General features: G+C 66.4%; 26 protein-coding genes. 15 read left to right on the top strand and 11 right to left on the bottom strand.

From position 1 onward, the window contains the following. Complete coding sequence (locus AABF56_RS25840) at positions 1-894, bottom strand: helix-turn-helix domain-containing protein (RefSeq protein WP_272807592.1); 894 nt, start codon at positions 892-894, stop codon at positions 1-3. Positions 895-1113: 219 nt separating this feature from the next. Between AABF56_RS25840 and AABF56_RS25835 the strand changes: the two genes are divergently transcribed. The 8 genes from AABF56_RS25835 to AABF56_RS25800 all read left to right on the top strand — a co-directional run bounded on the left by AABF56_RS25835 (position 1114) and on the right by AABF56_RS25800 (position 7322). Next, positions 1114-1293 (top strand): hypothetical protein, encoded by a 180-nt coding sequence (locus AABF56_RS25835; RefSeq protein ID WP_272807593.1) that lies wholly within the window; start codon positions 1114-1116, stop codon positions 1291-1293. Positions 1294-1365: 72 nt separating this feature from the next. Continuing rightward, a complete protein-coding gene (locus tag AABF56_RS25830) occupies positions 1366-1806 on the top strand; it encodes an acetyl-CoA carboxylase biotin carboxyl carrier protein (protein WP_272807594.1) in 441 nt (146 codons plus the stop codon). Continuing rightward, complete coding sequence (locus tag AABF56_RS25825) at positions 1806-3173, top strand: acetyl-CoA carboxylase biotin carboxylase subunit (RefSeq protein ID WP_272807595.1); 1368 nt, start codon at positions 1806-1808, stop codon at positions 3171-3173. Before AABF56_RS25830 ends, AABF56_RS25825 begins: the two co-directional genes overlap by 1 nt. After that, on the top strand, positions 3160-3627 hold the full coding sequence (locus tag AABF56_RS25820; RefSeq protein WP_272807596.1) for a hypothetical protein: 468 nt from the start codon (positions 3160-3162) through the stop codon (positions 3625-3627). The genes AABF56_RS25825 and AABF56_RS25820 overlap by 14 nt, the downstream gene beginning before the upstream one ends. Then, positions 3624-4322, top strand: a complete 699-nt coding sequence (pxpB, locus tag AABF56_RS25815) for a 5-oxoprolinase subunit PxpB (RefSeq protein WP_272807597.1) — start codon at positions 3624-3626, stop codon at positions 4320-4322. Before AABF56_RS25820 ends, pxpB begins: the two co-directional genes overlap by 4 nt. Then, entirely contained in the window at positions 4319-5311 is a 993-nt protein-coding gene (locus AABF56_RS25810; RefSeq protein ID WP_272807598.1) for a 5-oxoprolinase subunit C family protein, read from the top strand. Before pxpB ends, AABF56_RS25810 begins: the two co-directional genes overlap by 4 nt. A 9-nt stretch (positions 5312-5320) precedes the next feature. After that, on the top strand, positions 5321-6088 hold the full coding sequence (locus AABF56_RS25805) for a LamB/YcsF family protein (protein ID WP_272807599.1): 768 nt from the start codon (positions 5321-5323) through the stop codon (positions 6086-6088). Positions 6089-6119: 31 nt separating this feature from the next. Further along, a complete protein-coding gene (locus AABF56_RS25800; RefSeq protein WP_272807600.1) occupies positions 6120-7322 on the top strand; it encodes a pyridoxal phosphate-dependent aminotransferase in 1203 nt (400 codons plus the stop codon). Here the strand turns inward: AABF56_RS25800 and nac are convergent. Further along, entirely contained in the window at positions 7319-8230 is a 912-nt protein-coding gene (gene nac / locus AABF56_RS25795; RefSeq protein WP_244766220.1) for a nitrogen assimilation transcriptional regulator NAC, read from the bottom strand. The two genes, AABF56_RS25800 and nac, sit on opposite strands and share 4 nt — an antisense overlap. A 150-nt stretch (positions 8231-8380) precedes the next feature. Between nac and AABF56_RS25790 the strand changes: the two genes are divergently transcribed. From AABF56_RS25790 to AABF56_RS25765, 6 genes are all read left to right on the top strand, one after another. Next, the gene (locus AABF56_RS25790; RefSeq protein WP_244766221.1) at positions 8381-9133 is read left to right on the top strand and encodes an SDR family oxidoreductase; all 753 of its coding nucleotides are present in this window, start codon (positions 8381-8383) and stop codon (positions 9131-9133) included. After that, the gene (locus AABF56_RS25785) at positions 9130-9837 is read left to right on the top strand and encodes an amino acid ABC transporter permease (protein WP_272807601.1); all 708 of its coding nucleotides are present in this window, start codon (positions 9130-9132) and stop codon (positions 9835-9837) included. The genes AABF56_RS25790 and AABF56_RS25785 overlap by 4 nt, the downstream gene beginning before the upstream one ends. Next, on the top strand, positions 9834-10586 hold the full coding sequence (locus tag AABF56_RS25780; protein WP_272807602.1) for an amino acid ABC transporter permease: 753 nt from the start codon (positions 9834-9836) through the stop codon (positions 10584-10586). The genes AABF56_RS25785 and AABF56_RS25780 overlap by 4 nt, the downstream gene beginning before the upstream one ends. Next, positions 10583-11350 (top strand): amino acid ABC transporter ATP-binding protein, encoded by a 768-nt coding sequence (locus AABF56_RS25775; protein WP_244766224.1) that lies wholly within the window; start codon positions 10583-10585, stop codon positions 11348-11350. The genes AABF56_RS25780 and AABF56_RS25775 overlap by 4 nt, the downstream gene beginning before the upstream one ends. Before the next feature lie 26 nt (positions 11351-11376). Beyond that, positions 11377-12213: an ABC transporter substrate-binding protein gene (locus AABF56_RS25770; RefSeq protein ID WP_244766225.1), complete on the top strand. Its 837-nt coding sequence runs from the start codon at positions 11377-11379 to the stop codon at positions 12211-12213. A 94-nt stretch (positions 12214-12307) separates the two neighbouring features. Beyond that, entirely contained in the window at positions 12308-12982 is a 675-nt protein-coding gene (locus tag AABF56_RS25765) for a 4-carboxy-4-hydroxy-2-oxoadipate aldolase/oxaloacetate decarboxylase (RefSeq protein ID WP_272807603.1), read from the top strand. A 49-nt stretch (positions 12983-13031) separates the two neighbouring features. Here AABF56_RS25765 and AABF56_RS25760 read toward each other — a convergent pair whose 3' ends face one another. The 7 genes from AABF56_RS25760 to AABF56_RS25730 form a co-directional block, all read right to left on the bottom strand. After that, positions 13032-13841, bottom strand: a complete 810-nt coding sequence (locus AABF56_RS25760; RefSeq protein ID WP_272807604.1) for an ABC transporter ATP-binding protein — start codon at positions 13839-13841, stop codon at positions 13032-13034. 23 nt (positions 13842-13864) lie between these two features. Then, positions 13865-14560 carry an ABC transporter permease gene (locus AABF56_RS25755; RefSeq protein WP_272807605.1) on the bottom strand — a complete coding sequence of 232 codons (696 nt, stop codon included), beginning with the start codon at positions 14558-14560 and terminating at the stop codon, positions 13865-13867. Beyond that, positions 14560-15273: an ABC transporter permease gene (locus AABF56_RS25750; RefSeq protein WP_272807606.1), complete on the bottom strand. Its 714-nt coding sequence runs from the start codon at positions 15271-15273 to the stop codon at positions 14560-14562. Before AABF56_RS25750 ends, AABF56_RS25755 begins: the two co-directional genes overlap by 1 nt. Next, positions 15270-16430, bottom strand: coding sequence for an NAD(P)/FAD-dependent oxidoreductase (locus AABF56_RS25745; protein ID WP_272807607.1), 1161 nt, complete (start codon positions 16428-16430; stop codon positions 15270-15272). The genes AABF56_RS25750 and AABF56_RS25745 overlap by 4 nt, the downstream gene beginning before the upstream one ends. After that, on the bottom strand, positions 16423-17868 hold the full coding sequence (locus AABF56_RS25740; RefSeq protein WP_338341921.1) for an FAD/NAD(P)-dependent oxidoreductase: 1446 nt from the start codon (positions 17866-17868) through the stop codon (positions 16423-16425). Before AABF56_RS25740 ends, AABF56_RS25745 begins: the two co-directional genes overlap by 8 nt. Before the next feature lie 50 nt (positions 17869-17918). Next, positions 17919-18224, bottom strand: a complete 306-nt coding sequence (locus AABF56_RS25735) for a (2Fe-2S)-binding protein (protein ID WP_244766232.1) — start codon at positions 18222-18224, stop codon at positions 17919-17921. 87 nt (positions 18225-18311) lie between these two features. Further along, positions 18312-19160: a transporter substrate-binding domain-containing protein gene (locus AABF56_RS25730; RefSeq protein ID WP_272807609.1), complete on the bottom strand. Its 849-nt coding sequence runs from the start codon at positions 19158-19160 to the stop codon at positions 18312-18314. Positions 19161-19287: 127 nt separating this feature from the next. Between AABF56_RS25730 and AABF56_RS25725 the strand changes: the two genes are divergently transcribed. Continuing rightward, positions 19288-20211 (top strand): LysR family transcriptional regulator, encoded by a 924-nt coding sequence (locus AABF56_RS25725; RefSeq protein ID WP_272807610.1) that lies wholly within the window; start codon positions 19288-19290, stop codon positions 20209-20211. A 97-nt stretch (positions 20212-20308) separates the two neighbouring features. Here the strand turns inward: AABF56_RS25725 and AABF56_RS25720 are convergent, their stop codons facing one another. Continuing rightward, on the bottom strand, positions 20309-21445 hold the full coding sequence (locus tag AABF56_RS25720) for a lysozyme inhibitor LprI family protein (RefSeq protein ID WP_272807611.1): 1137 nt from the start codon (positions 21443-21445) through the stop codon (positions 20309-20311). Further along, positions 21442-22692 carry a lysozyme inhibitor LprI family protein gene (locus AABF56_RS25715; protein ID WP_272807612.1) on the bottom strand — a complete coding sequence of 417 codons (1251 nt, stop codon included), beginning with the start codon at positions 22690-22692 and terminating at the stop codon, positions 21442-21444. Before AABF56_RS25715 ends, AABF56_RS25720 begins: the two co-directional genes overlap by 4 nt. Positions 22693-22695 lie beyond the last annotated feature (3 nt).

Raw genomic sequence — 22695 nt, 5'->3', positions numbered from 1 at the left:
TCAGCGGCCCTGCTGCACCCGCCGCCAGGCGGCGGGTGTCTCGCCGGCGATCTGCCGGAAAGCCTTGGTGAGGTGCGCCTGATCGGAAAAGCCGAGCTGGGCGGCGATGTCGGCGATGGTCAGCTCGCTTTCGACCAGCAGTTTCTGCGCAAGGTCGATGCGCTTGCCGAGCTGCCACTGCAGCGGCGTCTTGCCGGTCGTCTGCTTGAAGACATTGGCGAACCAGCTCTCCGAGAGGCCGACCGTCTCGGCCATTTCCGCGACGGTCAGCCGGCCGTCGCTGCGGGCGTTGACGCGGGCGACCAGCCGGTTCATCTGCGCCTGGGTGAGCCGGCCGTTCTGCAGCTCGCCGCCGAGGTCCTGGATGTCGAGCAGGCCGCTGACGATCGTGCCGACCAGGCTCTCGGCATAGAGCGCGTGTTTCGCCGGGTTCGACACTTCGTCGACCAGGAGGCCTGCCAGCGTCTCGATCGCCCCGACATCCTGGATCTCCACCGGCCGGCGCAAGGCGGCGAGTGCCGCCGACGTGCCGACCGCGGGCGACAGGAAGCGCAGCATGCGGTCCTTGTGGAGGTGCAGGTCGAGATGGGAGAAGCGGTGCGCGGAGGTGAAGCTCGTCCAGAGCGGCACGCCGGCCGGCACGTAGACGGCCCGGGTCATCGGGCGGGAATGCTCGATCATGCCGCCTTCGCGGTTGGTCATCTTGATGTGCGGCGACACGTCGTTGAAGAAGATCACGATGCGCGGATCGGGCGAAAGGTAGTAGCCTCGCGCGCCGGAATAGCCCTCCGCATCCCAGAAGACGCCCACCAGCCCATCGAGGCTGCGCCATTTCACCGGCGCGAGCACCTTGATGCCTTCTGTATGGCAGGTCATTGCGTGCTGGTAGTTCACCGTTCAAAGCCACCCATGTTCGAGCAGTCCTCGCATGTCTCCATGCGTTTGGGTCAGGCGGAGCGCGACGACCCCGCTGCTGGGCGCGCTATGCCCCTTAAAAAAGATGATTAAAACTATCATGTTTTTTTGGCAGGGCAAGACGCCAAGGCAGCGGTCGGGCTGCCAAAGCCGTTTGCGCGCTTGAAACATGCTTAGAGCAGAATGCAGGGGCGGGCAATGACGATGCCCGGCCGGGTGAACCATCCGCAACGGCAGCGCAAATTTGAGGTGGGCCATGACGCTGGCCCATTTGCCTTGCGCCTTGTGCGCCCGGTTGTGGATGCCGGTGCGGCGGTCGAGTTCATTCGCATCGATATTGAAAGTTTGTCTGCCCCCATCAATCGCGATGCTGTGTAAGGTTTTCCCAATCGGACCGGAGGGTTGGCCGCTGTGGCCATGTGCCGGTTCTGCCGTGCCCTGGGGAAAACCATGGATCTTGAAAAGATCAAGACGCTTCTCGATTTCGTCGGTCGCTCGCGTATCTCGGAACTGACGGTCAGTGAAGCAGGCACGACGGTCGTCATTCGGAACGCTTCGCAGACGGCGGCGGCCGATCGTGTGCCTGGGGTGCTGGAACCGCAGGCTTCGTCCGCCTCCACCTCGGCAGAGCCGGCCGAGAAAAACGATGAGGAGGATGCGCGGATCGTGCGTTCGGCCATGGCCGGCGTCCTCCATCAGGCCGCGAATCCCGGTGCTGCGCCGCTGATCGCCGTCGGCGACGCGGTCGGGGCGGGCCAGCCGCTCTGTATCGTCGAGGCGATGAAGGTCTTCACCACGGTGAGTGCGCCCTTCGGAGGAAAGGTCAAGCGCATCTTTTTCGAAGACGGGCAGGATGTCGGCTTCGGCGATCCGCTCGTGGAGATCGTCTGATGGGCGCGCCCTTCACCTCCGTTCTCATCGCCAATCGCGGCGAGATCGCCGTACGCGTCGAGCGTGCCTGCCTGGAGCTCGGGCTGCGGCCGGTCCTCATCGCTTCCGAGGCGGACAGGGCGGGCCGCGCCAGGCCGGACGAGGGCGGGCCGCTGGCCATCGGGCCCTCCGCGCCGTCGCGCAGCTATCTCAACCAGGCGGCGATTCTGCTCGCAGCCCGTGTGACAGGCGCCGAGGCGGTCCATCCGGGCTACGGGTTCCTGTCGGAAAATGCCGACTTCGCCGAGGCGGTGGAAGCGGCGGGGCTCATCTTCATCGGCCCGCCGGCTTCCGCGATCCGCATCATGGGCGACAAGATCGCCGCCAAGCGGGCGATGATGGCGGCCGGCGTGCCCTGCGTGCCGGGGCCGGGCGAACCGTTGCCGGAGCGTGTCGAGGCGGTGCGGGCGATTGCCGGGGAGATCGGCTATCCGGTCATCATCAAGGCTGCCGGCGGGGGAGGCGGACGGGGCATGCGCGTCGTGCGCGAGAGCGCCGAGGTGGCCGATGCCGTCGCCATCACCCGCGAGGAAGCGCGGCGCGCCTTCGGCAGGCCCGAGCTCTACATGGAGAAATTCCTGGAGCATCCGCGCCACGTCGAATTCCAGGTGCTCTGCGACAATCACGGCAATGCCGTCTGGGTCGGCCATCGCGACTGCTCCGTCCAGCGCCGCCACCAGAAGGTGGTGGAGGAAGCGCCGGCGCCGGGCATCGCGCCCGAGCTTGCCGAGCGGATCGGCGCGCGCTGCGCGGAGGCCTGCCGGCAGATCGGCTATCGCGGCGTCGGCACCTTCGAGTTCCTCTACGAGAACGGCGAGTTCTATTTCATCGAGATGAACACCCGCCTGCAGGTCGAACATCCCGTCACCGAGATGACGGCGGGCGTCGATCTCGTGCACGAGCAGCTGCGCGTGGCGCAGGGCGCGGTGCTGGAGGCAAGCCGCTTTGCCGGCACGGCGCGCGGCCATGCCTTCGAGTGCCGCGTCAATGCCGAGGACCCCGAAACCTTCGTCGCCGCGCCGGGGCGCATCACCGCGGTGCGCTTCCCGAGCGGTCCGGGCATCCGCGTCGATACGCATGTCTCCGCAGGATATCGCGTTTCGCCCTATTACGATTCGCTGATCGCCAAGGTGATCGTCCATGCGCCGACCCGTGAAGATGCCGTCCGCCGCATGCAGGTGGCCCTGTCCCAGACCCGCATCGAAGGCATCGCGACCAATCTTCCGCTGCACGAACGGATCTTTGCCGATCCCGATTTCGTGCGCGGCTGCGTCGATATCCATCATCTTGAAAAGCGGCTGAGGGAGGAACCCCGTGGCGAGGCGTGACCGCTCGACGGGTCGGAACACGATCGGCGATCTCTCCGATCCCGCCCTTATCTCCACCTTGGCCGGCTGGCTGGAAGGCTCCGGCGCGAACGCGCTTGAAATCGTCACGCCGGATGGCGGCGGGCTGAAGATCGTTCTTGCTGCCGGCGCGCGCGCCGTGCGCATCGCCGAAACTGTGCCCGAAGCGCCGGCGGTTCGCCCGGAAGGCCATGCCGTCAGGGCGCCGATGGCGGGCCTCTTCCGCGACAGGCATCCCGCCGCTATGGAGACCGGGCCGCTTGCCGGCGCGGGCAGGGCGCTCGAAGCCGGCGCCATTGCCGGCTTTGTCGAGGTCGGCCCGGTATTGTTGCCGGTGATCGCCTCCAAGGCCGGGATGGTCGGCGAAATCCATGCCCGTGCCGACGGCCTGATCGGCTACGGCGACGCCGTCCTGACGATGGAGCCTTCCCGATGAGCTTTCAGCAAGCCGCACCCGCGTCCATCGTGCCGGATACGGACGAACTGGCAAGAATCTCCTTCATCGGCACGCGCGCCTTCCTCATCGAGGCGCCCGGCGCCTTCGACCTGCCGACCCAGCGGCGCATCTGGGCGCTCTCCCATGCGCTCGAAACCCGTCCGGAGGTAGCCGAGATCGTGCCGGGCATGACGAACCTGCTGGTCATCCTCAAGGAGACGCCGGAAACGCCGGAGGCGGTCGTCCATGCGTTGCAGGAGGAATGGCGGCGTGCGCGGGGCGTCGATCTTGCGGGCCGCGAAATCGAGATCGCCGTCACTTATGGCGGCGAGCATGCGGGCGACCTGCCGGCCTTGTGCGACCTTTCGGGCCTTTCCGACCGGGAGGTGGTGCGCATCCACCATGAGGGTACCTACCGTGTCTTCGCGCTCGGCAGCGCGCCGGGCTTCGGCTACCTGCACGGGCTCGATCCGCGCATCCACATGCCGCGCAAGACCGTGCCATCGCTCCACATGGCGCGCGGCTCGGTGACCATCGGCGGCATGCAGACGGGCGTTGCCGTGCTGACCGGGCCGAACGGCTGGAATTCCATCGGCTTTGCCGAGCTCCAGATGTTCGATCCCATGGCCGCGGCCCCGGCGGTCATGGCCCCCGGCGATACCGTGCGTTTCCGCCCCGAAAGGATCGAGCTGTGATCGAGATCGTCGCAACGGGACCGTTGAACACGGTCCAGGACCTCGGCCGGCCCGGTTACCGCAACATCGGCGTCACGGCCTCAGGTGCAATGGACCCGCTCGCGCTCAGGATCGGCAATGTGCTTCTCGGCAACGCGCCCGGCGCAGCCGGCATCGAAGTGCAGACCTTTCCCTTCCGGGTGCGCTTTTCGGAGGGCGGTGCTTTTGCCATCACCGGCGCGGACTGCCGCGCGACGCTCGATGGCGTGCCGCTGCCGCCCTGGTGGACGGCCGGGGCGGCGCCGGGCCAGATGCTGGAGCTCTTCCCGCCGCTGAAGGATGCGCGGGCCTATCTCTGCCTTGCCGGCGGGGTGGCTGTGGCACCGGTCATGGGCTCGCGCAGCACGTCGCTGCGCGGCGGCTTCGGCGGGCTTCAGGGCCGGGTGCTTGCAACGGGCGACCATGTCGCGACGGACAGGGCCGCCGATGGCTTCCTGCCCAAGGGCGGCTTCGGGGTCGTGCCGCCGGCAGTGGCGCTGAAGGATGCCTTCCCCGTCGCGGAGGGCGGTGCATTGCTCATTCGTGCGTTGCCTGCCGGCGAGCATGATCTGTTCGGCGCGGACGCGCAGCGCTTCTGGCGCCAGGTGTGGAAGATTTCCGCGCGCAGCGACCGCACCGGCTATCGGCTGAGCGGCGACCCGATCCATCCCACCGAGGTGGTGGAGATGCGCTCGCACGGCGTCGTGCCCGGCGTCATCCAGGTGCCGCCGGCGGGCGAACCCATCGTCCAGATGAGCGACGCCAACACGGCGGGCGGCTATCCCAAGATCGCGGGCGTCATCGAAGCCGACCTGTGGCGGCTCGGGCAGGCGCGCATCGGCTCGCTGCTGCGCTTCGTCCCGGCGACGCATGCGGAAGCAAGGGCCGCGGAACGGGCGCTCGCGGCCTATATCGCAGATGTGCACAAGACTGCCCGGCTGGTGCGCCAGGCGCTTGCAGGCATGGCTTAGGAGATAAACATGCAGGTCGACCTCAATTCCGACATGGGCGAGGGCTTCGGCCCCTACCGGCTCTGCGACGACGCGGCGATGATGGGTGTCGTCACCTCCGCCAACATCGCCTGCGGCTTCCATGCCGGCGATCCCGACACGATGGTGCGCATGGTTCGTCTGGCACGGGAAAGGGGCGTCGATGTCGGTGCCCATCCCGGCCTGCCGGATCGCCAGGGATTCGGCCGCCGGGAACTGCCTTTCGGGCCGGACGAGCTGCGCCAGCAGATGCTCTATCAGCTCGGTGCGCTGACCGCGATCGCCAAGGCCGAGGGCGTCACGGTCTCCCATGTCAGCTTCCATGCGGCCATGGGAAACATGGTCAACCGCGACCCGGCGCTCGCCGCCGCGATGATGCAGGCGATCCGCATGGTCGATGACGACCTCATCGTCTTCGCCACGGCGGGCAGCGTGATCGAGGGCGCGGCCATCGAGGCCGGGCTGAAGACGCTGACCCTCTTCCTCGCCGACCGCGCCTATGACGCGAAAGGCGCACTCGTGCCGCGCGGCCAGCCCGGCGCGCTCGTCAAGGACGAGGCTTCGGTTCGCGCCCGCGTGCGGCAATTCCTCCTTCATGGCACCGTCACGGCCATCGACGGGACCGTCATCCCCATGCGGGCGCGGTCCATCCTCGTCCACAGCGATACGCCCGGCTCGCTCGAGCTTGCCCGCACCGTGCGCAGCGAAATCGAGGCGGCCGGCGGCACTATAACGCCCGTCTCGAAGCTTCTGCGCTGATCTTTTCTCCGCTCCATCGAAAGCAACTGCCATGCCCGCCATTGCCGACCGTCTGAAGAACGTTTCCGTCTCCGCCTCCGCCGCCATGACCCAGCGCGCCCGCGACCTCGCGGCCAAGGGTGTCAGGGTCATCAGCCTGTCCTCCGGCGAGCCAGATTTCGCGACCCCCGCCAACGCCATCGAGGCGGGCCATGCCGCGGCGCTGGCCGGCGATACGAAGTACCCGCCGCTCGACGGCACGCCGGCGCTGCGCCAGGCGATTTCCCGCAAGTTCAAGCGGGACAACAATCTCGACTACGACCCCTCGGAGATCGTCGTTGCCGGCGGCGGCAAGCAGATCATCTTCAACGCCGTCATGGCCACCTGCAATCCGGGTGACGAAGTCGTCATCCCGTCGCCCTCCTGGATTAGCTACGCGGATATCGTGAAATTTTCCGGCGGCGTGCCGGTGCCGGTCGACTGCCCGCAGCAGAACGGCTTCAAGCTGCGCGCCGAGGACCTTGACGCCGCGATCACGCCGCGCACCAAATGGCTGTTCCTCAATTTTCCGAACAATCCGACGGGCGCCGCCTGCTCGCGGGCGGAAATGAAGGCCATCGCCGAGGTGATGCTGAAGCACCCGCATGTCTGGATCATGACCGACGACATGTACGAGCACCTGATCTATGACGGCTTCGAGTTCTGCACCATCGCCGAGGTGGAGCCGCTGCTGAAGGATCGCGTGCTGACGGTCAACGGCGCGTCCAAGGCCTATGCGATGACCGGCTGGCGCCTCGGCTTCTGCGGCGGGCCGAAGGATCTCATCAGGGCGATCAGCAATGTCAACGGCCAGAACAGCGGCGGCACCTCGACCATCACGCAGGCTGCCGTCGCGGCCGTGCTCGACGGGCCGCAGGATCTCCTGAAGGAGCGGGCGGCGATCTACAAGACACGGCGCGACTTCGTCGTGGAACGGCTCGGCGAGATCGAGGGCATCCGCTGCCACAAGCCGGAAGGGGCCTTCTACGTCTTCCCGAACATCGCCGAACTCATCGGCAGGACGAGCAAGGGCGGGCGCAGGATCGAGACGGACACGGATTTCGTGCTGGCCCTGCTCGACGAGCACCACGTCACGACCGTGCAGGGCGCGGCCTATGGCATGAGCCCGTTCTTCCGCATCTCCTATGCCACCGGCATGGAGCAGCTCGACGAGGCCTGCGGGCGCATCGCGGAATTCTGCAGGGGTCTGCGCTAACCCTGGCTCTTGAGGCGTGCGGTCAGCTCCATGAGGATCGACCGCACCGCCAGGGCGGGCTCGGAGAGTTCGCTCTGGTCGGAAACGCACAGGGAAAGCGTCTCCTCAATCCGCGGCGTCAACACGCGCGAGACGATCGGCTCGGAGGATTCGGCGACGATGCGCTCGGCAATGGCGCGCGGCATGATCGTTGCCCCGACGCCCCGGCTGACGGCACGGCCCAGCGTGCGCACGATCTCCACTTCCGCCACGACGTTCAGCGACAGGCGGCCGCGGGTGAAGGCGAGGTCGATGGCGCGGCGCACGAAATTGTAGGGCGGCGGCAGAAGGAGGGGGAGGTCGTTCAGCGCGCTCACCGGCAGCGGCGTTTCGCCCGGTTCCATGCCGAAATCGCTGTGGGCGACGAGATGGAATTCCTCCGTGAAGACCGGCTCGAAACGCACGCCCTTGATCGGCCCGGTGCCGTGGATCAACGCCATTTCCAGCCGGCCGTTCATGATCATCTGGCTGTAGGTCTGGCCGACGCTTTCGGTAAGGTGCAGGAGGATGCCGGGATGGCGTTTGCGCGTTTCGGTGAGAAGATCGACGGAGAGCGTCGCCGCGCTCGAAAACGGCACCAGGCCGACCGAGACGCGCCCGACCAGCGTGGAGCCGGCCGCCGTCACGTCCGCCTGCGCCTGGTCCATCTGGCGCAGGATGATCTGGGCATGGCGATAGACCGCCTTGCCCGCCTCCGTCATGGAGACGCCCTGCTGGCTGCGGATCAGGAGCTTCTGGCGGAAATGATCCTCCAGCGCGGCAAGCTGCTGGCTGAGCGCGGGTTGGGCGATGTGCAGCACGTCGGCGGCGCGCGTGATGCTGCCGGTATCGACGATGACAATGAAGGATCTGAGACGCCTGATATCCATATGCCGAGCCTGTGACGAATGGTGCCGCATGTTACAGGCCCGAGGGGCGGGAGCAAGCCCATAAGGCTTCCTTATCCATCCAGATTCAAACGGTCTTATCCAGAGCCGGAAAGCTTCGCTACTCTCGCTTTCAACAACAGGGGAACCACAATGTCCTTTTCCGACTACAGAACCGCGCTCGTGACCGGTGCTTCCTCCGGGATCGGCGCTGCGGTCGTCGAACGGCTCCGTCGCGAGGGCCTCGAAGTGCATGCCGTCGCCCGCAGCGCGGGTGCCCTGCAGGACCTTGCCGCGCGCACGGGCTGCATTTCCCATGCCATCGACGTCACGGACCGCGCGGCGCTCGCAAGGCTCTGCGGCGAGGTCGAGTTCGACATCCTCGTCAACAATGCCGGCGTCGACCGGCCGAAGAAATTCCTGGAGGCGGAGGATGGCGACATCGACCTTCTCGTCGACGTCAACCTGCGTGCCGTCCTCCACCTCTGCCGGCTGATCGCTCCCGGCATGGCGGCGCGCGACCGCGGCCATGTCGTCAACATCACCTCGATCGCCGGCAACTACAATTTCGGCGGCAATTCCATCTATCACGCCACCAAGGCCGGCGTCGCCATGCTCTCCAACCAGCTGCGCCTCGACACCTTCGGCAAGCGCGTGCGGGTGACGGAGATCTGCCCCGGCCGTGTGGCGACCGACATCTTCAACCATGTGCATGGCGACGATCCGTCGATCCGCGAGCGCTTCATCGACGGCTTCGAGCTGCCCCAGGCTTCCGACATCGCCGATGCCATCGCCTTCGCCATCGCCGCCCCCGTCGCCGTCAATATCGGCCATATGGAAATCACCCCGACGCTCCAGGTGATGGGGGGACTCCAGACAGCCCGCCCGCAGGAGCGCCAGCCGTGAAGGGCTTCGACCTCACCGCCATCCTCGGCAACCCCGAATACATGGCCATGCTGGCGCACGGCATCGAGATGACCTTCATCATCGCGATCTGCTCGTGGCTGCTGGCGATGAGCCTTGCGCTCGTGCTGCTCGCTATCCGCTTCTCGCCGGGCCGCATCGGCAATTCGATCGTGGCGGCTTACGTTTCCTATCACCGCAACGTGCCGACGCTGGTGCAGCTCATGCTCTGGTATTTCGGCATTTTCACGATCCTGCCCTCGGCCTTGTCCGACTGGCTGACGGCCCATTCGGCGGAAATGATCTTCGCGATCGTCGGCCTCGGCCTCTGCCAGGCGGCCTATTTCAGCGAGGACCTGCGCTCCGGCCTGCGCTCGATCAGCCCCGGCCAGATGGAAGCGGCCCGCGCGCTCGGCCACGGCTATATCTCGGCCATGCGTAACGTGCTGATCCCGCAGGGGGGGCGCAACGCGCTGCCGGCGCTCGTCAACCACAGTGTCTCGCTGTTCAAGAATTCGAGCCTTGCGATCGTCATCGGCGCGCCGGAGCTCAGCCATGCGGTCAAGGAGATCGAGAACCTCTCCTTCCGCACCTTCGAGATCTACCTGATCGGCACGGTCCTCTACCTCGTCTTCTCCCTGATCATCATGGCCGGGGGAGCCTGGCTCACCTGGCGCGCAGACCCGCTGAACGGAGCCGCACGATGATCCACGACATCATAGCCATCATCGACGAATACTGGCTGCTGCTCCTCATCGGCCAATATCCGAACGGTCCGCTCGGCGGCCTTGCCAACACGCTGATCCTCTCGGCGCTCAGCATCGTCATCGCCTTCCCCTTCGCCATCCTGCTCGCCTTTGCGCGGCTTTCGAAATACCGCGTGCTGCACTGGCCGGTCACGGTCCTGGTCTATGTGACGCGCGGCGTGCCGCTGCTGATGCTGGTGCTGTGGAGCTATTTCCTCGTGCCGCTGCTGACCGGCGCGGACGTGCCGAGCTTCCTGACCATGCTGACGACGCTGGTCGTCTACCAGGGGGCGTTCCTCAGCGAGATCATCCGCGCCGGCATCGTGGCGCTCGGACCGGGGCAGATGGATGCGGCCCGTGCCCTCGGCCACGGCTGGTTCGGCGCCATGCGCTACGTCATCCTGCCGCAGGCGCTCTACAACATGATCCCGAGCATGCTGTCGACCTTCGTCGCGACCATCAAGGACACGACGCTCGGCTATGTCATCAACGTGCCGGACCTCACCTTCGCCGCCAGCCAGGTCAACAACCAACTGCTCACCCAGCCCTTCCAGGTCTTCCTGATCCTCGCGCTCACCTACTACGTGATCTGCTGGTCGCTGACCGCGCTCACCAATGTCGTGGAGCGGCGCATCACCCGCCGCCGCGCCGGCCTCGCCGCCCCGCGGCGCCAGCTTTCCCTGACCACCAACGCCACGGAGCAGCCATGACCGCTTCAGTATCCGCCCCCGCGAAGGATCAGACGATCCGGCTTGCCGATGTCCGCAAGAGCTATGGAGACTTCGACGTGCTGAAGGGCATCGACGCCACGGTCTCGCGCGGCGAGGTGGTCGTCATCTGCGGCCCCTCCGGCTCGGGAAAATCGACGCTCATCCGCACCGTCAACCGGCTGGAGGAGATCAACAGCGGCTCGATCTTCTTCGAGGGCCAGGATATCCACGCGCCGCTCAAGGGCCGCGAGCTGAACCGCCTGCGCAGCCGTATCGGCTTCGTCTTCCAGAGCTTCAACCTCTTCCCGCACCTGTCGGCGGTCGACAATGTCGCCATGTCGCCGATCCGGGTGAAGGGCGTGCCCGCGGCCGAGGCGCATGAGAAGGCGTTGAAGCTGCTCGACCGGGTGGGCCTGCGCGAAAAGGCCAATTCCTATCCCGCGCAGCTTTCCGGCGGCCAGCAGCAGCGCGTCGCCATCGCCCGGGCGCTCGCCATGGAGCCGCCCGTCATGCTCTTCGACGAGCCGACCAGCGCGCTCGATCCGGAAATGGTCGGCGAGGTGCTGAGCGTCATGAAGTCGCTGGCGGCGGAAGGCATGACCATGATGTGCGTGACGCACGAAATGGGCTTTGCCCGCGACGTCGCCGACCGCATCTGGTTCATCGACGGCGGCCGGATCATCGAGACGGCGACGCCGGACGAATTCTTCAAGAACCCGAAGCATCCCCGCGCGCAGCGCTTCCTCGCGGACCTGCGCCACTAATACCAAGCAACGAAGGAGAACAGCCAATGACGTATCAGCATCTCATCCTCGCAGCGACCGTCGCGGCCGCCGCGCTTGCCGGCCCTGCCAGGGCCGATCAGCTCGACGACATCCTCGCCAACAAGACGCTGCGCTGCGCGACCTTCGCCGACGTGCCGCCTTTTGCCGCGCCGGATACGCAGACCCGCGAAATGGTCGGCTTCGACGTCGACCTGTGCGGCGCCATTGCCCGTGAACTCGGCGTGAAGGCCGAGATCAAGCCGGTTTCGGTGGAGGCCCGCGTGCCGGAGGTCAAGCTCGGCCGCGTCGACATCACCGTTGCGAACCTCGCCTATACCCAGAGCCGTGCCGAGCAGATCCAGTTCAGCGATCCCTATTACCTCGCCAAGGAAATGCTGATCGTTCCGGCCGATGATCCCGGCACGTCGAAAGCCGACTATGTCGGCCAGCGCATCGCCTCCACCAAGGGCTCGACCTCGGAAATGTCGATCAAGCTCAACAAGTCCGAGCCGCTGACGTTCCAGGACACGGCATCCGCCTATCTCGCCGCCCAGCAGGGCAAGGCGCGCGGCATGGTCGCCAACACCATGACGACGACCAAGCTGGTCAACGAGTCCAAGACCAAGGGCCGCGAGATGCGCATGATCGAAGAGCCCATGCTGTTCCAGCCGATCGGCATCGGCATGCAGCAGGACCAGCCGGCGCTGACGGCCAAGATCAACGAGGTCCTGCGCAAGCTGGACGAAAGCGGCGAGCTCAACAAGATCTGGGACAAGTGGCTCGGCCCGGACACCGAATACAAGATGACCCGCACCGACAAGGTCGTGCCGCTTTCCGAACTGAAGTTCGACCAGATCCCGTAAGGGTTCGCGCGCAAGCGGCCTCCTTTCCGGCATGAATCGAGCAACCCGGCGGCGGGCGCCGCGCCCGCCGCAACGATTACCCATGGGAAAAATCATGACGCATATCAAGAAAATGCCCGTTCGTCCGAGCGCCGCCGAGATCGAGGCGCTTGCGAAATTCTCGCCGGCGACCATTCACGAGGCGCAGGGTCGCCGCGGGGCGCTTTCCTCGCGCATCAAGCCGGTCGACTACCGCATGAAGCTTTGCGGCCCGGCCTTTACCGTGCGCTGCGCGCCGCGTGACAACATCATGCTGCAGCTCGCGATCAACTACGCTCAGCCCGGCGATATCATCGTGGTTTCGGGCGGCGAATACGAGGAGGCCGGCTCCTTCGGCGACGTGCTCGCCAATGCCTGCCTCGCCAAGGGCATCGGCGGCCTTGTGACCGACAGCGGCGTGCGCGACTCGCTGCAGCTGCGCGAGCTGGGCTTCCCGGTATTCTCGCTCAGCGTCTGCATCAAGGGCACCGTCAAGGAGACGCTGACCTCCACCAACGACCCGATCGTCGTCGGCGGCGAACTCATTCATCCCGGCGACATCATCGTCGGCGACGCCGACGGCCTGGTCGTCGTGCGCCGCAGGGAGGCGCTTGAGGTGGCGAGGCTCTCGCAGGCCCGCGAAGACGCCGAAGCCGGATACATCGCCGACTACAAGGCCGGCAAGTCGGTCATCGAGGTCAGCAAGCTCGAAGCCGTGCTGAAGGCCAAGGGCCTGACCGTCGAGGCGTGAGCGGGATCGAGCGGCTGCAGGCCGGGCTATACCCGGCCGCGTGCATTCCTCAAGCCTGGTTGAACCGCGAGATGAATTGATCAAAGCGCTCATTGACGCCGCCGCGGAACAAGTCCAGCGGCGGGCCTTCGGCTTTGATCCGGCCCTGCTCCAGGAACATGATCCGGCTCGATACGTCTCGGGCGAAGGCCATTTCGTGCGTCACGATCAGCATCGTGCGTCCTTCCGCCGCCAGATCCCGCATGACCTTCAGCACTTCGCCAACGAGCTCGGGATCGAGCGCGGAGGTGGGTTCGTCGAAGAGGAGGCCCCGGGGCTTCATGACCAGGGCGCGCGCTATGGCCGCCCTCTGCTGCTGGCCGCCGGACAGCTGGGCCGGATAGGCTTTTGCCCGATCGATCAAGCCGACGCGCCGCAACATGGCTTCCGCCTCCTCGCGCACCTCGCCGCGACCGCGCCGTTGGACATGGAGGGGCGCCTCCATCAGGTTTTCGAGCACGGTCATGTGGCTCCAGAGGCAGAAATTCTGGAACACCATCGCCACCTGGGTTCGCAGGCGATCCACCTGCCTGCGATTGCCGATATGGAGGGCGTCGCCGCTTTGCCGCAGATCGACCTGTTCGCCGAAGATCTGCAGCCGCCCCGCTGACGGAAGCTCCAGGAGGTTGAGACAGCGCAGGAAGGTCGACTTGCCCGAGCCGGATGCACCCAGGATGGAGATGACCTCGCCCTCATGGGCGCGGAAGTCGATGCCTTTCAGCACCTCGATCGCGCCATAGCGCTTGTGGAGGCCATCGACCGCGATGGCGGGAGCCGTGGAAGCATTGTCGGCAGCAGCCGGGCGGGAGGCGGAAGCCATCTGGTTTCTCCGTGTGGACGAGGTCAGGCGCGACGATGGGCGTGGTGGGCCTGGAGTTGCCGTTCGAGAAGCGCGAAGGCCGCGCTCATCAGGAAGGTCAGGGCGAGATAGATCGCTCCGGTGACGATGAAGATCTCGAAGATGCGATAGGTCGAGGAAATCAGCTTGTGCGCGATGCCGGTCAGCTCCGTCAGGGTGATGATGCTTGCCAGCGAGGTCGCCTTGATCATCAGGATGGCTTCGCTGCCGTAGACGGCCAGGCCCTGGCGGAGGGCGATGGGCCAGATGATGCGACGGCGCAGCAGGAGGCCCGACATGCCGCAGGCGCGCCCCGCCTCGATCTCGTGTGCCGGCACGGCCTGGATCGCGCCGCGGATGATCTCGGCCGTATAGGCCGAGGTGTTGAGCGCAAGGGCGAGGATGGCGCACCAGTAGGGTTCGCGAAGGAAGGGCCAGAGGGCCGAGTGGCGCAGCGGGGCGATCTGACCCAGGCCGTAGTAGATCAGGAAGATCTGCAGCAGGAGAGGGGTTCCACGAAAGAGTTCGACATGGGCCTTCGCGGCCCATCGCAGCGGCGAGAAGGCGCTGCCGGCGGCGCCAGCGGCGAAGACGGCGAGGGCGAAGCCGATCGAGAGGGACAGTGCCGCAAGCTGGAGCGTCAGCGGCAAACCCGACAGCAGCTGGCCGAGGACATCCGTCAGAAAGGGCCAATCCAGCATCAGCGTCTCCAGGGTTTGGCGAGGTGGCTTTCCATCCGGTTCAGCCCGGCGCCCGTGGCGCGCCCGATGACCAGGAACACCGCGGCCGCAATGGCGTAGAACAGGAGAGGCTGGCGGGTCGAACCCGCGGCGGTACCGGCCTGGCGCAGCAGCTCCGTCAGCCCGATGACCGACAGGAGCGATGTTTCCTTGAGCGCGGACTGCCAGATGTTGCCGAGCGCAGGCAGGGCGAAACGCAGCGTCTGGGGAGCGACGATGCGGCGCAGGAGCAGGAGTTTCGACATGCCGCACGCGGTGCCCGCCTCGATCTGGCCGCGGTCCAGCCGAAGATATGCGGACCGATAGGCTTCCGTCTGGTAGGCACCGGATACGATCCCGATCGCAAGGACGCCGATGACGAAGGACGGCAGAGAATAGAAGCCGGGAAATCCTCCCGTGTTCATGAGCGTCGTCAGGATGACGCTGCCGCCGAAATAGAAGAGATACACCACGAGGATCTCGGGCACGCCTCGGAAGACCGTGGTATAGGCCTGGCCGATCAGGCGCAGGGCGCGCGGCCGGGCGAGCTTGAGGGTCGCCCCGCCAATTCCGAAAACGCTTCCCAGCAGGAAGCCGCAAAGGGCAGCGGCGATCGTGACGCCTGCGGCCTTGAGCAGCGGCAATCCCCAGCCTTGCGGCCCGAAGCCCAGCAATTCGAATATGCTCGACATCATGGAACAGCCTCGTCTTTGCGCTGCGGCCGGTGCAAGCGGTCGACCGCGAAGGGAGCGAGCGTCGCCTCCAGGCTTCCGGAGACAAGCGAACGCGCCACCGCTTCCCCAACGGCGGGGGCAAGCTGGAAACCGTGGCCGCAGAAGCCAAACACATGCCAGAGGCCGGGATGCAGGCGGCTGGGACCGATGAAGGGTATTCCGTCGTCGGTCGCCCCTTCGAGGCCGGTCCAGGTCCGCACGACGGGCACGCCCGCCAGGCCCGGAAAGGCCGCAACCGTGGCCGCGGCGCTCGATGCCATCCGGTCCATGACGGTGAACGAGGTGTCTTCGCTCAGGCAGGGCTTGCCGAGTATCCCGCCGCCGATGACCAGCGAGCCGACCGCGCTCTGCTTGAAGGAGAGGGGCTGGTCGATGCCGATGACGACAGGGGCGATGAATGGTTTCACCCGCGCCGTCACCATCATGGAAAGGGCCAGGACCGTGATCGGCAGCGTCTCGCCGAGGCGTGCCGCGATGTCCGATCCCCAGGCGCCGGCGCAGTTGAGCACCCACTCCGCCTCGATCCTGCCCGCATCCGTGTCGACGCGCCATCCGCCGAGGGGTTTGGCGGAGAGGTCGCGCACGGTGCACCGCTCAAGAATCCGGACGCCGGCACCTTCCGCAGCCTTGCGGAAAGCGCGTGCGGAATTGGCGGGGTTTGCGTGCCCGTCGCGCCGGGAAATCAGGCCACCATGTGCGGAGCCGGCAAGGCCGGGCAGGAGCCGGTGAAGCTCGTCGGGCGCGATCAGCTCTTCGGAATCTATTCCACGGCCGCGCATCGTCCGCGCCCGTGCCCCGCACCATTGCAGCTCGGCCGCATCCATCGCCAGCGCAATCTGCGATGTGCCGAGCCGGACCTCGCAGGCTTCGGCCGCGTCCTTCCCCACGAAGTCCGCAAGATTGGCCCACATGTCCATGGCCCGCAGGGAAAGCGGATATTCACGGATATCGCGCATCAGTGACCGAAGGCCACCCGCATTGACACCCGAGGCATGCCGCCCCGCCAGGTTCTTCTCGACCAGGGTGACCTGCCAACCGGCACGCGCGAGAAACAGGGCAATCGAGCATCCCTGCAAGCCGCCGCCGATAATGAGGGCATCGCAGCCGTTCCTATGCATGGACGTCGTCTCCGGTGATCTCTTCCGGCTTGTCGTCCAGCGACTCGACCTGCGCCAGCGCCGGATCGAGCCCCGTCATGCCGGCCAGCGCGCCGAGCGGAAGAGGCCGCAGCGGTGGCCTTGCGCGGAACGGGCTCGGCGGCATCGGTCGGCCGGGCTCTGCTTCCGCGAGAAGCCGGGCCAGCGTCGCCGCGCAGTTTCGGCCTTGGCAAGGCCCCATGCCGCAGCGCAGGAGCCCGCGGATCAGATTCATGTCGGCAGCCCCGTTCCGGATCGCGACACGTAGCGAACCCGCCGTGATTTCTTCGCAGCGACAGACGATGGTCGCGTCATCGGGCAGCCGTGCCGCCAGGCCGGGCGGAAACGCTGCGTCGAGGAAGGGGCGTGCTGCCAGGGTGCGTAGCACCTCGGCTTCGGTCCGATCCGGCCCCCCCTGTCTCCCGGTGATGCGGCCGAAGTCGGCGAGGATGGCTCGCGCGGCATGACGCCCGTGCGCGGCCGCGGCGTCGGCGCCGCCGATCCGGCGTGCGTCGCCTGTGATCCGTATCCTGCAGGGGCCCGTCGTGAACGATGGGCAGGGCGCCATCCGCGCCCGACCATCGTGCGCCGTCCTGGGGCGCCAGCTCGCATCGTCCCGTTTCCACTCGAGAGCAAGCCCGGCGGCATGCGCCAGGTCCGTTGACGGTACGATGCCGTCGTGCACCAGGAGGAGGTCGCAGGGAATATCCATGGTTTTTCCGCCGGCAAGCAGGCGGACGGATTCGAGATGTTCGCCGCCCAGCGCCTGAAGCCCGGATATGCCGGTCCGCATCGGGATGCCCGCAAGCCGCAACCGGGCAAGCCAGCCCACCCCCTTGGCGAGGGCCGGGATCCCGGCCGGTCGAACCCGTTTGAGAGCGGCAAGCTTGTCCCCGAGCCGGTCCGTGCGGGCAATCAACACCGGCTTGACGCCGAGACGCCGCAGCTGGTCGGCAAGCAGAAAGATCAGCGGGCCGGTTCCGGCCAGGACGATCCTTCCCTCCGGCTTGAGGCGTCCGGCCTTCATCAGGGTCTGAACCGCCCCGGCGGTCATCACGCCGGGCAGCGTCCATCCCGGAAACGGCGTCGGGCGCTCCACCGCGCCGCTGGCGAGCACGACATGCGGCGCACGCAGGTAGCCGGCCGCGTTGCCCCTGAGCCAGCCGACCGTACCGTCTGCCCGCAGATCCCAGACCGTGGTGCCGGGCCGGAAATCGATGCCGGGCGTTGCCCGAAACCGCTCGATCAGGGCAAGGCCGGCCCTGTAGGCCGGCCCGAGGGCGGAGAGCAGCGCGTCCGTCCGGGGGCGTGCCTGCATGTTGGCTTCCAGCGAACGAAAGATCTGCCCGCCGGGTAAGGGCTGCATGTCGAGCACGATTACCCTGCATCCCGCAGACGCCAGCTCGATTGCGGACGACATTCCGGCAGGACCTGCCCCTATGACGATCACGTCTGCATCGGGGGCCGGGGTCATTGGAATTCCATGCCGGCGATGGCGGCAGGCCCATCCTGGGTGTGAAGCCTCATGCCATCCTCGACCTCGCTCAGGCAGGCCTGGCGGCTTCCGACGCCGTCGATCTCGATCAGGCAGTCGAAACAGTGTCCGATCATGCAATAGGGCAGTCGTCTCGCGCCGCTGACCGGCGTCGTGCGGAAGTGGCCGACACCGGCGCGCAGAAGGCAGGCCGCGATGGTTTCGCCGGCCCGCGCCGGTATCGCCCGGCCATCCAGATAAATGGTCATCGTTGCCTCGGTGGAGCCGATGGGCGCGAACATGGTGCTACCTGTGCATCGTTGAAACGGCTGGTTCGGGAGGAGGGCCGCGCGGCGATCGCCCCCTCCCGACGAGGGAGGGGGAGCGGGCTATTCATGGATGGAGATATCCACGCCGAACCACTTTTCGGTCAGGGCCTTGTTGGTCCCGTCCCTGTTGATGTCCGTGATGGCTGCGTCAAAGGCTGCCCGCAGCGCCTCGTCGCCCGGACGCAGGGCGACATTGATGGTGCCGAGCCCAAGCACGCCGCCGGCGAAGGTGGGGCCGGTAAAGACCAGCGTCCCTGCCGGGTTCGCGTCGATCACCGCCTTGAAGGCCGTCACATTGGCCACGGCGAGGTCGATGCGCCCGGCGGTGAGCTCCAGGCCGAGCTGTTCGAAGGAGGGATATTCGCGGATATCGAGGCCGTTGAAGTATTCGCCGGCGAAGGTGGCCGCGGTGGAACCGGTCTGAACGCCGATGGTCTTGCCGGAGAGCTTTTCCTTCAGGGCTGCGAGCGCCGCCTCGGACTCCTGCGGAGCCTTTGCGAGGTCGAAGGAGCGGCCGGCTTCCGGAAGATCCTTGAGCGCGTTGTCGCCCGCCGTGAGGAACCCGTTGGGCGCCTTCGCATAGGGCTTCGAGAAGCCGATGACTTTCTTGCGCTCTTCAGTCACGCCCATCGACGCGATGATGGCATCATACTTGCCGACCGTGAGGCCCGGGATGATGCCGTTCCACTCCTGGGCGATGAGATCGCATTTGATCTTCATGCGCTCACAGAGCGCCTGCGTCAGCTCGATTTCATAGCCGCCGAGGGAGCCATCGGCATTGCTGAAATTCCACGGAGGATAGGCGCCCTCGGTCGCGACGGTGATGTGGTCGGGCAGGTTCTGAGCGGTCGCCGCGCCAGCCAGAAGCGGCGTCAGGGCGAGAGCAAGCAGCATATGGCGTCTGAGCATATCTTCGTTCCCTTGGTGTTGTTCATCGGGTTTTGAGCAACCCGTCATGCGACTATGCCAAAGAGCGAAGCATGTTTGGATACGGTATCTGATTGACCTGAGGCTAAGCTGGACTTAGCCTGATGCAATGCGTATCGCGAAAATCCCCTCGTTGAACTGGCTCCGCGTGTTCGAGGCAGCCGCGCGGCACCAGAGCTTCGCCCGGGCCGGAAAAGAACTAAGCATGTCCGCTGCCGCCGTCAGTCAGCAGATCCTTGCGCTCGAGACACATCTGGGACGTCCGCTGTTCGAACGCGCCGCAAACCGGATCAACCTGACGTCGGAAGGAGGCGATTTCCTTCCGACGGTCCAGGCGTCCCTCGGGGCGATCGAAAGCAAGGCCGAGTCCCTCTTCGCGCGGCAGCGGATCGACCGCGTTACGCTGTTGGCGAGCCAGTTGATGGCGATGAGCTGGCTGCCGCGCGTGCTGGCGGATTTCGAAGCGGCGAACCCGGCGATCCGCGTCGACCTTCTGGTGGAGGGCACGCAGCGCAAGGTGGATCCGGACCTGGTGATCCGGTTCGGAGAGGAGCCGCACCTCGTGCGGCACCCTACCTGGCTGATGGGCATGTCCCATGTCGTCATGTGCCGGAAGGAGGACACGGCGCGCATCGGCAGCCTGGAGGACCTGCTGTCGTTTCGCCTCTATGACGTGGCGTCCCACGCCATTGGCTGGACTGCCCTTCTCAATCACAATTTCGGCCCGCAGCCGGGCCGGCACCTCAAGCTCGAAACCGTTGACACGACGCCGCTGTCCCTGATGATGGTCAGCCAGGGGCTTGGCCTTGCGATCGGCCACCTGCCGGTTTGCGGCCCGATTGCCGCCGCCCTCGGCCTCGTCGTTTGCCCGTTCGTGCCGAGAACGCCGGGTCCGGGAAACTACTATCTCGAACAGCCACAGGACAGGCCGCAACGCCCCTCTGTCGGACGATTGGAGCGTGCTCTACAGGAGGCGGCGCATGCGTCGATGCGCATTGGCGCCCGGCCAGCCGGCGCGGAGGATGGTCGATGACCATGAGCGCCGCCGGCGGCAGGCTGTAGGCCGACCGGGCATCCTCTTCCCGAGGTTCAGGATGAATGGATGCGGTGTTGCCGCTGGAACGACATGTCTAGCGAATTTCCAGATCCATCCTCGTGCCGAAAAGCGGCACGTCCCGGGCGGACCAGCCTTTGCCGTCGGCCGTAAAGCCCAGCTCCGAACAGGGCCTGCCTTCGGCACCTGCGGGGTTCGAGGCCAGGTTCCTGCCGGCAAGGAAGGTCTGGGAGAAAGTGGTGTCGATGGGAACCGGCGTCAGGCAGGCGACCGCCTTGTAGAAATCGTCCCGGTGCTGCGGATCGTCCAGGGCATAGGATTGGAAGACGCCGCGCAATCCATCGAGTTTTTGCTGGCAGAACGCCGCCATGTCGGCGTCATAGCGGCAACCCAGTTCGGTGGAATACTGCACGCGGCATTGAGGATCCGCGAGGTTCTTCAGGCAGGAGGGCAGGCGCGCGGCAAAGGCTCCGGCCTCGTCCTTGTCCCAGCTGTTGTCGGCGGGGCTGCCCGCAATCGTTTCCGGCGCCGCATGCAGCCGCACGCCGCTTTCGGGATCATAGCGCAGCATGTCCCATTCGGCGGCGACGAAGCCGGAGGTCAGCGGGCCGTAGCCGCTTGCCGCACGGATCTTCGCCTGGAAATCGCTGACCCATTTGCGAAAGCTCCAGTCCTGCGCCTGGCGCGGCCCGGTCGCGAGAGCGACGCGATCAGCAATGGTGCGCATTGGCGGCCCGCCGAGCCGCAGCATGACCCAGGCATCCGTGTGGAAGGGACTTTGACTGACCCGCCGTTCGGACCAGCTCTCGCCCTCCGCGCCCGCTTCCGCAATGTCGGGGTTCTGCAGCTCGGCGAGCCGCTCCTCCGCCATCGACCGGCGGCATGCCTCGGTACCGTCCGGGTGGGCGCCGGCAAGGGCGCATTGGTGATCGCGGAAGGTCTCCCAGGCGGCTTGCGATGCGGCAAGCCGTGCCTGCTGGTCCGCCGCCTTCTCCTGCGCGATCCCGCCTGCGGCGGCGCGGGCCTCGATCTCGCCGTCGAGCAGCCGGAGGGTTTGCGAAAGCGATTCCGTTTGCACCGCGATCCGCCATGCCTGGCAGAGGCCGGGCGTCAGCGCGTTTCGCGCGCAGTCGGCTTGGTCCTGTGCTTCGGCGAATGTCGCCGTGCCCGACAAGACGGCCACGGAGAGGAGACTTAATGCAAGACGGCTCATTGTGCGGCCTCATCGAGTGCGTTGGCCACGCGTCGCAGGTGGTCGGCGTAGTCGGGATCGCGTGCCGGGTCGGCCGCCTGCGCATCCTCCCGATATTGCGCGAACACGCTTTCGGGGGAAACGGCATAAAGCTCGATCGTGCCGCCCGCAGCGATCGGATTGCCGCTCTCGTCGAACGTCCAGCCGATGAGCGCGCTGCAAAGCTCCGCCTGCCGCTCGGGAAGCGTCTCGATGTCGACCGGTTGGGCGACGGCGCTGCCGCCTGCCGGCTGTGCGATAAAGGTGAGCTTGGTGACGGTCTCGGCATTGTCCGGGGCGAAGACCGCGAGGCCCGCCCCCTTGCCGCCTTCCGCGATGCAGCCGGCCATGGCGTATACCGAATTGCCCTGGAAACCGGAAAAAGGCGAGGCGGTGCGGCCGTCGCGCCGATAGCCGGCAGCGATGGACCGGCTGACATCGAAGACGCCCTGGCATGCCTTCGCGACAGGCGGGTCGAGCCGGCAGCCGAGTTCGATCGAATAGGCCATGCGGCAATTCGCCGTGCCGAGATCGCGCATGCAGGCAGGAAAACGGGCCGCAAGCAACTGCATGTCGGCATCGCTGGCGCTCATGGGCGCGCTCTCCAGCAGGGGCTGGCCGTTTTCCGGGTGATATCGCCAGGCGTCCCAATCCGCCGAAATGGCCTTTGCCGTTTCCGCCTCGAAGCCGCGTGCCGCCAGCGCCTTCTCGATCAGGGCGGCGCCATAGCGCTTCTTGATGTACCAGCTGTAATCGCCGAAGGCGAAGGCGCGCATGGAATAGTGCGAATCGGCGAGCGTGTTGAAGTCCGGTTCGAGCCCGCCCTCGGCCTGGCTTTCGTCGCCGTCCTCCGATGGAGCGACGCCCAGCAGCGCGTCGAGTTCCTTCATCCGGCGCCACGATGTCCAGCGCAGGCATTGAAGGCCCTGGATGACGCCGACGATGCCCTCCTGCCCGGCAAAATAATCGCAGGTCGCTTTGCGATAGGAAAGCCAGGCGTCCTGGGCGGCGCGCACCGCATCAGGCTGCGCGGAGGCGGCCAGCACGGCCGCAAGCCGGCTTTCCACCTCGCCGTCCAGCCCTCCGCCAAGGGCTGCGAGGCAGGCTTCGATCTTCAGGTCACCCCTGTCCGTGCATTCGGCCGGCGTCTCGAAATTCTCGACGATCCCGCCGGCAGCCGCCGTTTCCGGCAGGATGCCCAGCAGCGCAGCGATAAAAAGGCGTTTCATCCT

Source organism: Shinella sp. WSC3-e (assembly GCF_945994535.1).
GTDB classification, from domain to species: domain Bacteria; phylum Pseudomonadota; class Alphaproteobacteria; order Rhizobiales; family Rhizobiaceae; genus Shinella; species Shinella yambaruensis.
This window is presented reverse-complemented; position numbering and strand designations above follow the sequence as displayed.

Bases quoted from the DNA above. Each gene is read 5' to 3' on its own strand.
- AABF56_RS25725 (WP_272807610.1), top strand. From the start codon at position 19,288: ATGCGTATCGCGAAAATCCCCTCGTTGAACTGGCTCCGCGTGTTCGAG.
- AABF56_RS25715 (WP_272807612.1), bottom strand. From the start codon at position 22,692: ATGAAACGCCTTTTTATCGCTGCGCTGCTGGGCATCCTGCCGGAAACG.
- AABF56_RS25800 (WP_272807600.1), top strand. From the start codon at position 6,120: ATGCCCGCCATTGCCGACCGTCTGAAGAACGTTTCCGTCTCCGCCTCC.
- AABF56_RS25805 (WP_272807599.1), top strand. From the start codon at position 5,321: ATGCAGGTCGACCTCAATTCCGACATGGGCGAGGGCTTCGGCCCCTAC.
- AABF56_RS25755 (WP_272807605.1), bottom strand. From the start codon at position 14,560: ATGCTGGATTGGCCCTTTCTGACGGATGTCCTCGGCCAGCTGCTGTCG.
- pxpB (WP_272807597.1), top strand. From the start codon at position 3,624: ATGAGCTTTCAGCAAGCCGCACCCGCGTCCATCGTGCCGGATACGGAC.
- AABF56_RS25790 (WP_244766221.1), top strand. From the start codon at position 8,381: ATGTCCTTTTCCGACTACAGAACCGCGCTCGTGACCGGTGCTTCCTCC.
- AABF56_RS25760 (WP_272807604.1), bottom strand. From the start codon at position 13,841: ATGGCTTCCGCCTCCCGCCCGGCTGCTGCCGACAATGCTTCCACGGCT.
- AABF56_RS25720 (WP_272807611.1), bottom strand. From the start codon at position 21,445: ATGAGCCGTCTTGCATTAAGTCTCCTCTCCGTGGCCGTCTTGTCGGGC.
- AABF56_RS25730 (WP_272807609.1), bottom strand. From the start codon at position 19,160: ATGCTCAGACGCCATATGCTGCTTGCTCTCGCCCTGACGCCGCTTCTG.
- AABF56_RS25830 (WP_272807594.1), top strand. From the start codon at position 1,366: ATGGATCTTGAAAAGATCAAGACGCTTCTCGATTTCGTCGGTCGCTCG.
- AABF56_RS25765 (WP_272807603.1), top strand. From the start codon at position 12,308: ATGACGCATATCAAGAAAATGCCCGTTCGTCCGAGCGCCGCCGAGATC.
- AABF56_RS25735 (WP_244766232.1), bottom strand. From the start codon at position 18,224: ATGTTCGCGCCCATCGGCTCCACCGAGGCAACGATGACCATTTATCTG.
- AABF56_RS25770 (WP_244766225.1), top strand. From the start codon at position 11,377: ATGACGTATCAGCATCTCATCCTCGCAGCGACCGTCGCGGCCGCCGCG.
- AABF56_RS25745 (WP_272807607.1), bottom strand. From the start codon at position 16,430: ATGCATAGGAACGGCTGCGATGCCCTCATTATCGGCGGCGGCTTGCAG.
- AABF56_RS25780 (WP_272807602.1), top strand. From the start codon at position 9,834: ATGATCCACGACATCATAGCCATCATCGACGAATACTGGCTGCTGCTC.
- AABF56_RS25740 (WP_338341921.1), bottom strand. From the start codon at position 17,868: ATGTCGTCCGCAATCGAGCTGGCGTCTGCGGGATGCAGGGTAATCGTG.
- AABF56_RS25835 (WP_272807593.1), top strand. From the start codon at position 1,114: ATGACGATGCCCGGCCGGGTGAACCATCCGCAACGGCAGCGCAAATTT.
- nac (WP_244766220.1), bottom strand. From the start codon at position 8,230: ATGGATATCAGGCGTCTCAGATCCTTCATTGTCATCGTCGATACCGGC.
- AABF56_RS25750 (WP_272807606.1), bottom strand. From the start codon at position 15,273: ATGATGTCGAGCATATTCGAATTGCTGGGCTTCGGGCCGCAAGGCTGG.
- AABF56_RS25825 (WP_272807595.1), top strand. From the start codon at position 1,806: ATGGGCGCGCCCTTCACCTCCGTTCTCATCGCCAATCGCGGCGAGATC.
- AABF56_RS25775 (WP_244766224.1), top strand. From the start codon at position 10,583: ATGACCGCTTCAGTATCCGCCCCCGCGAAGGATCAGACGATCCGGCTT.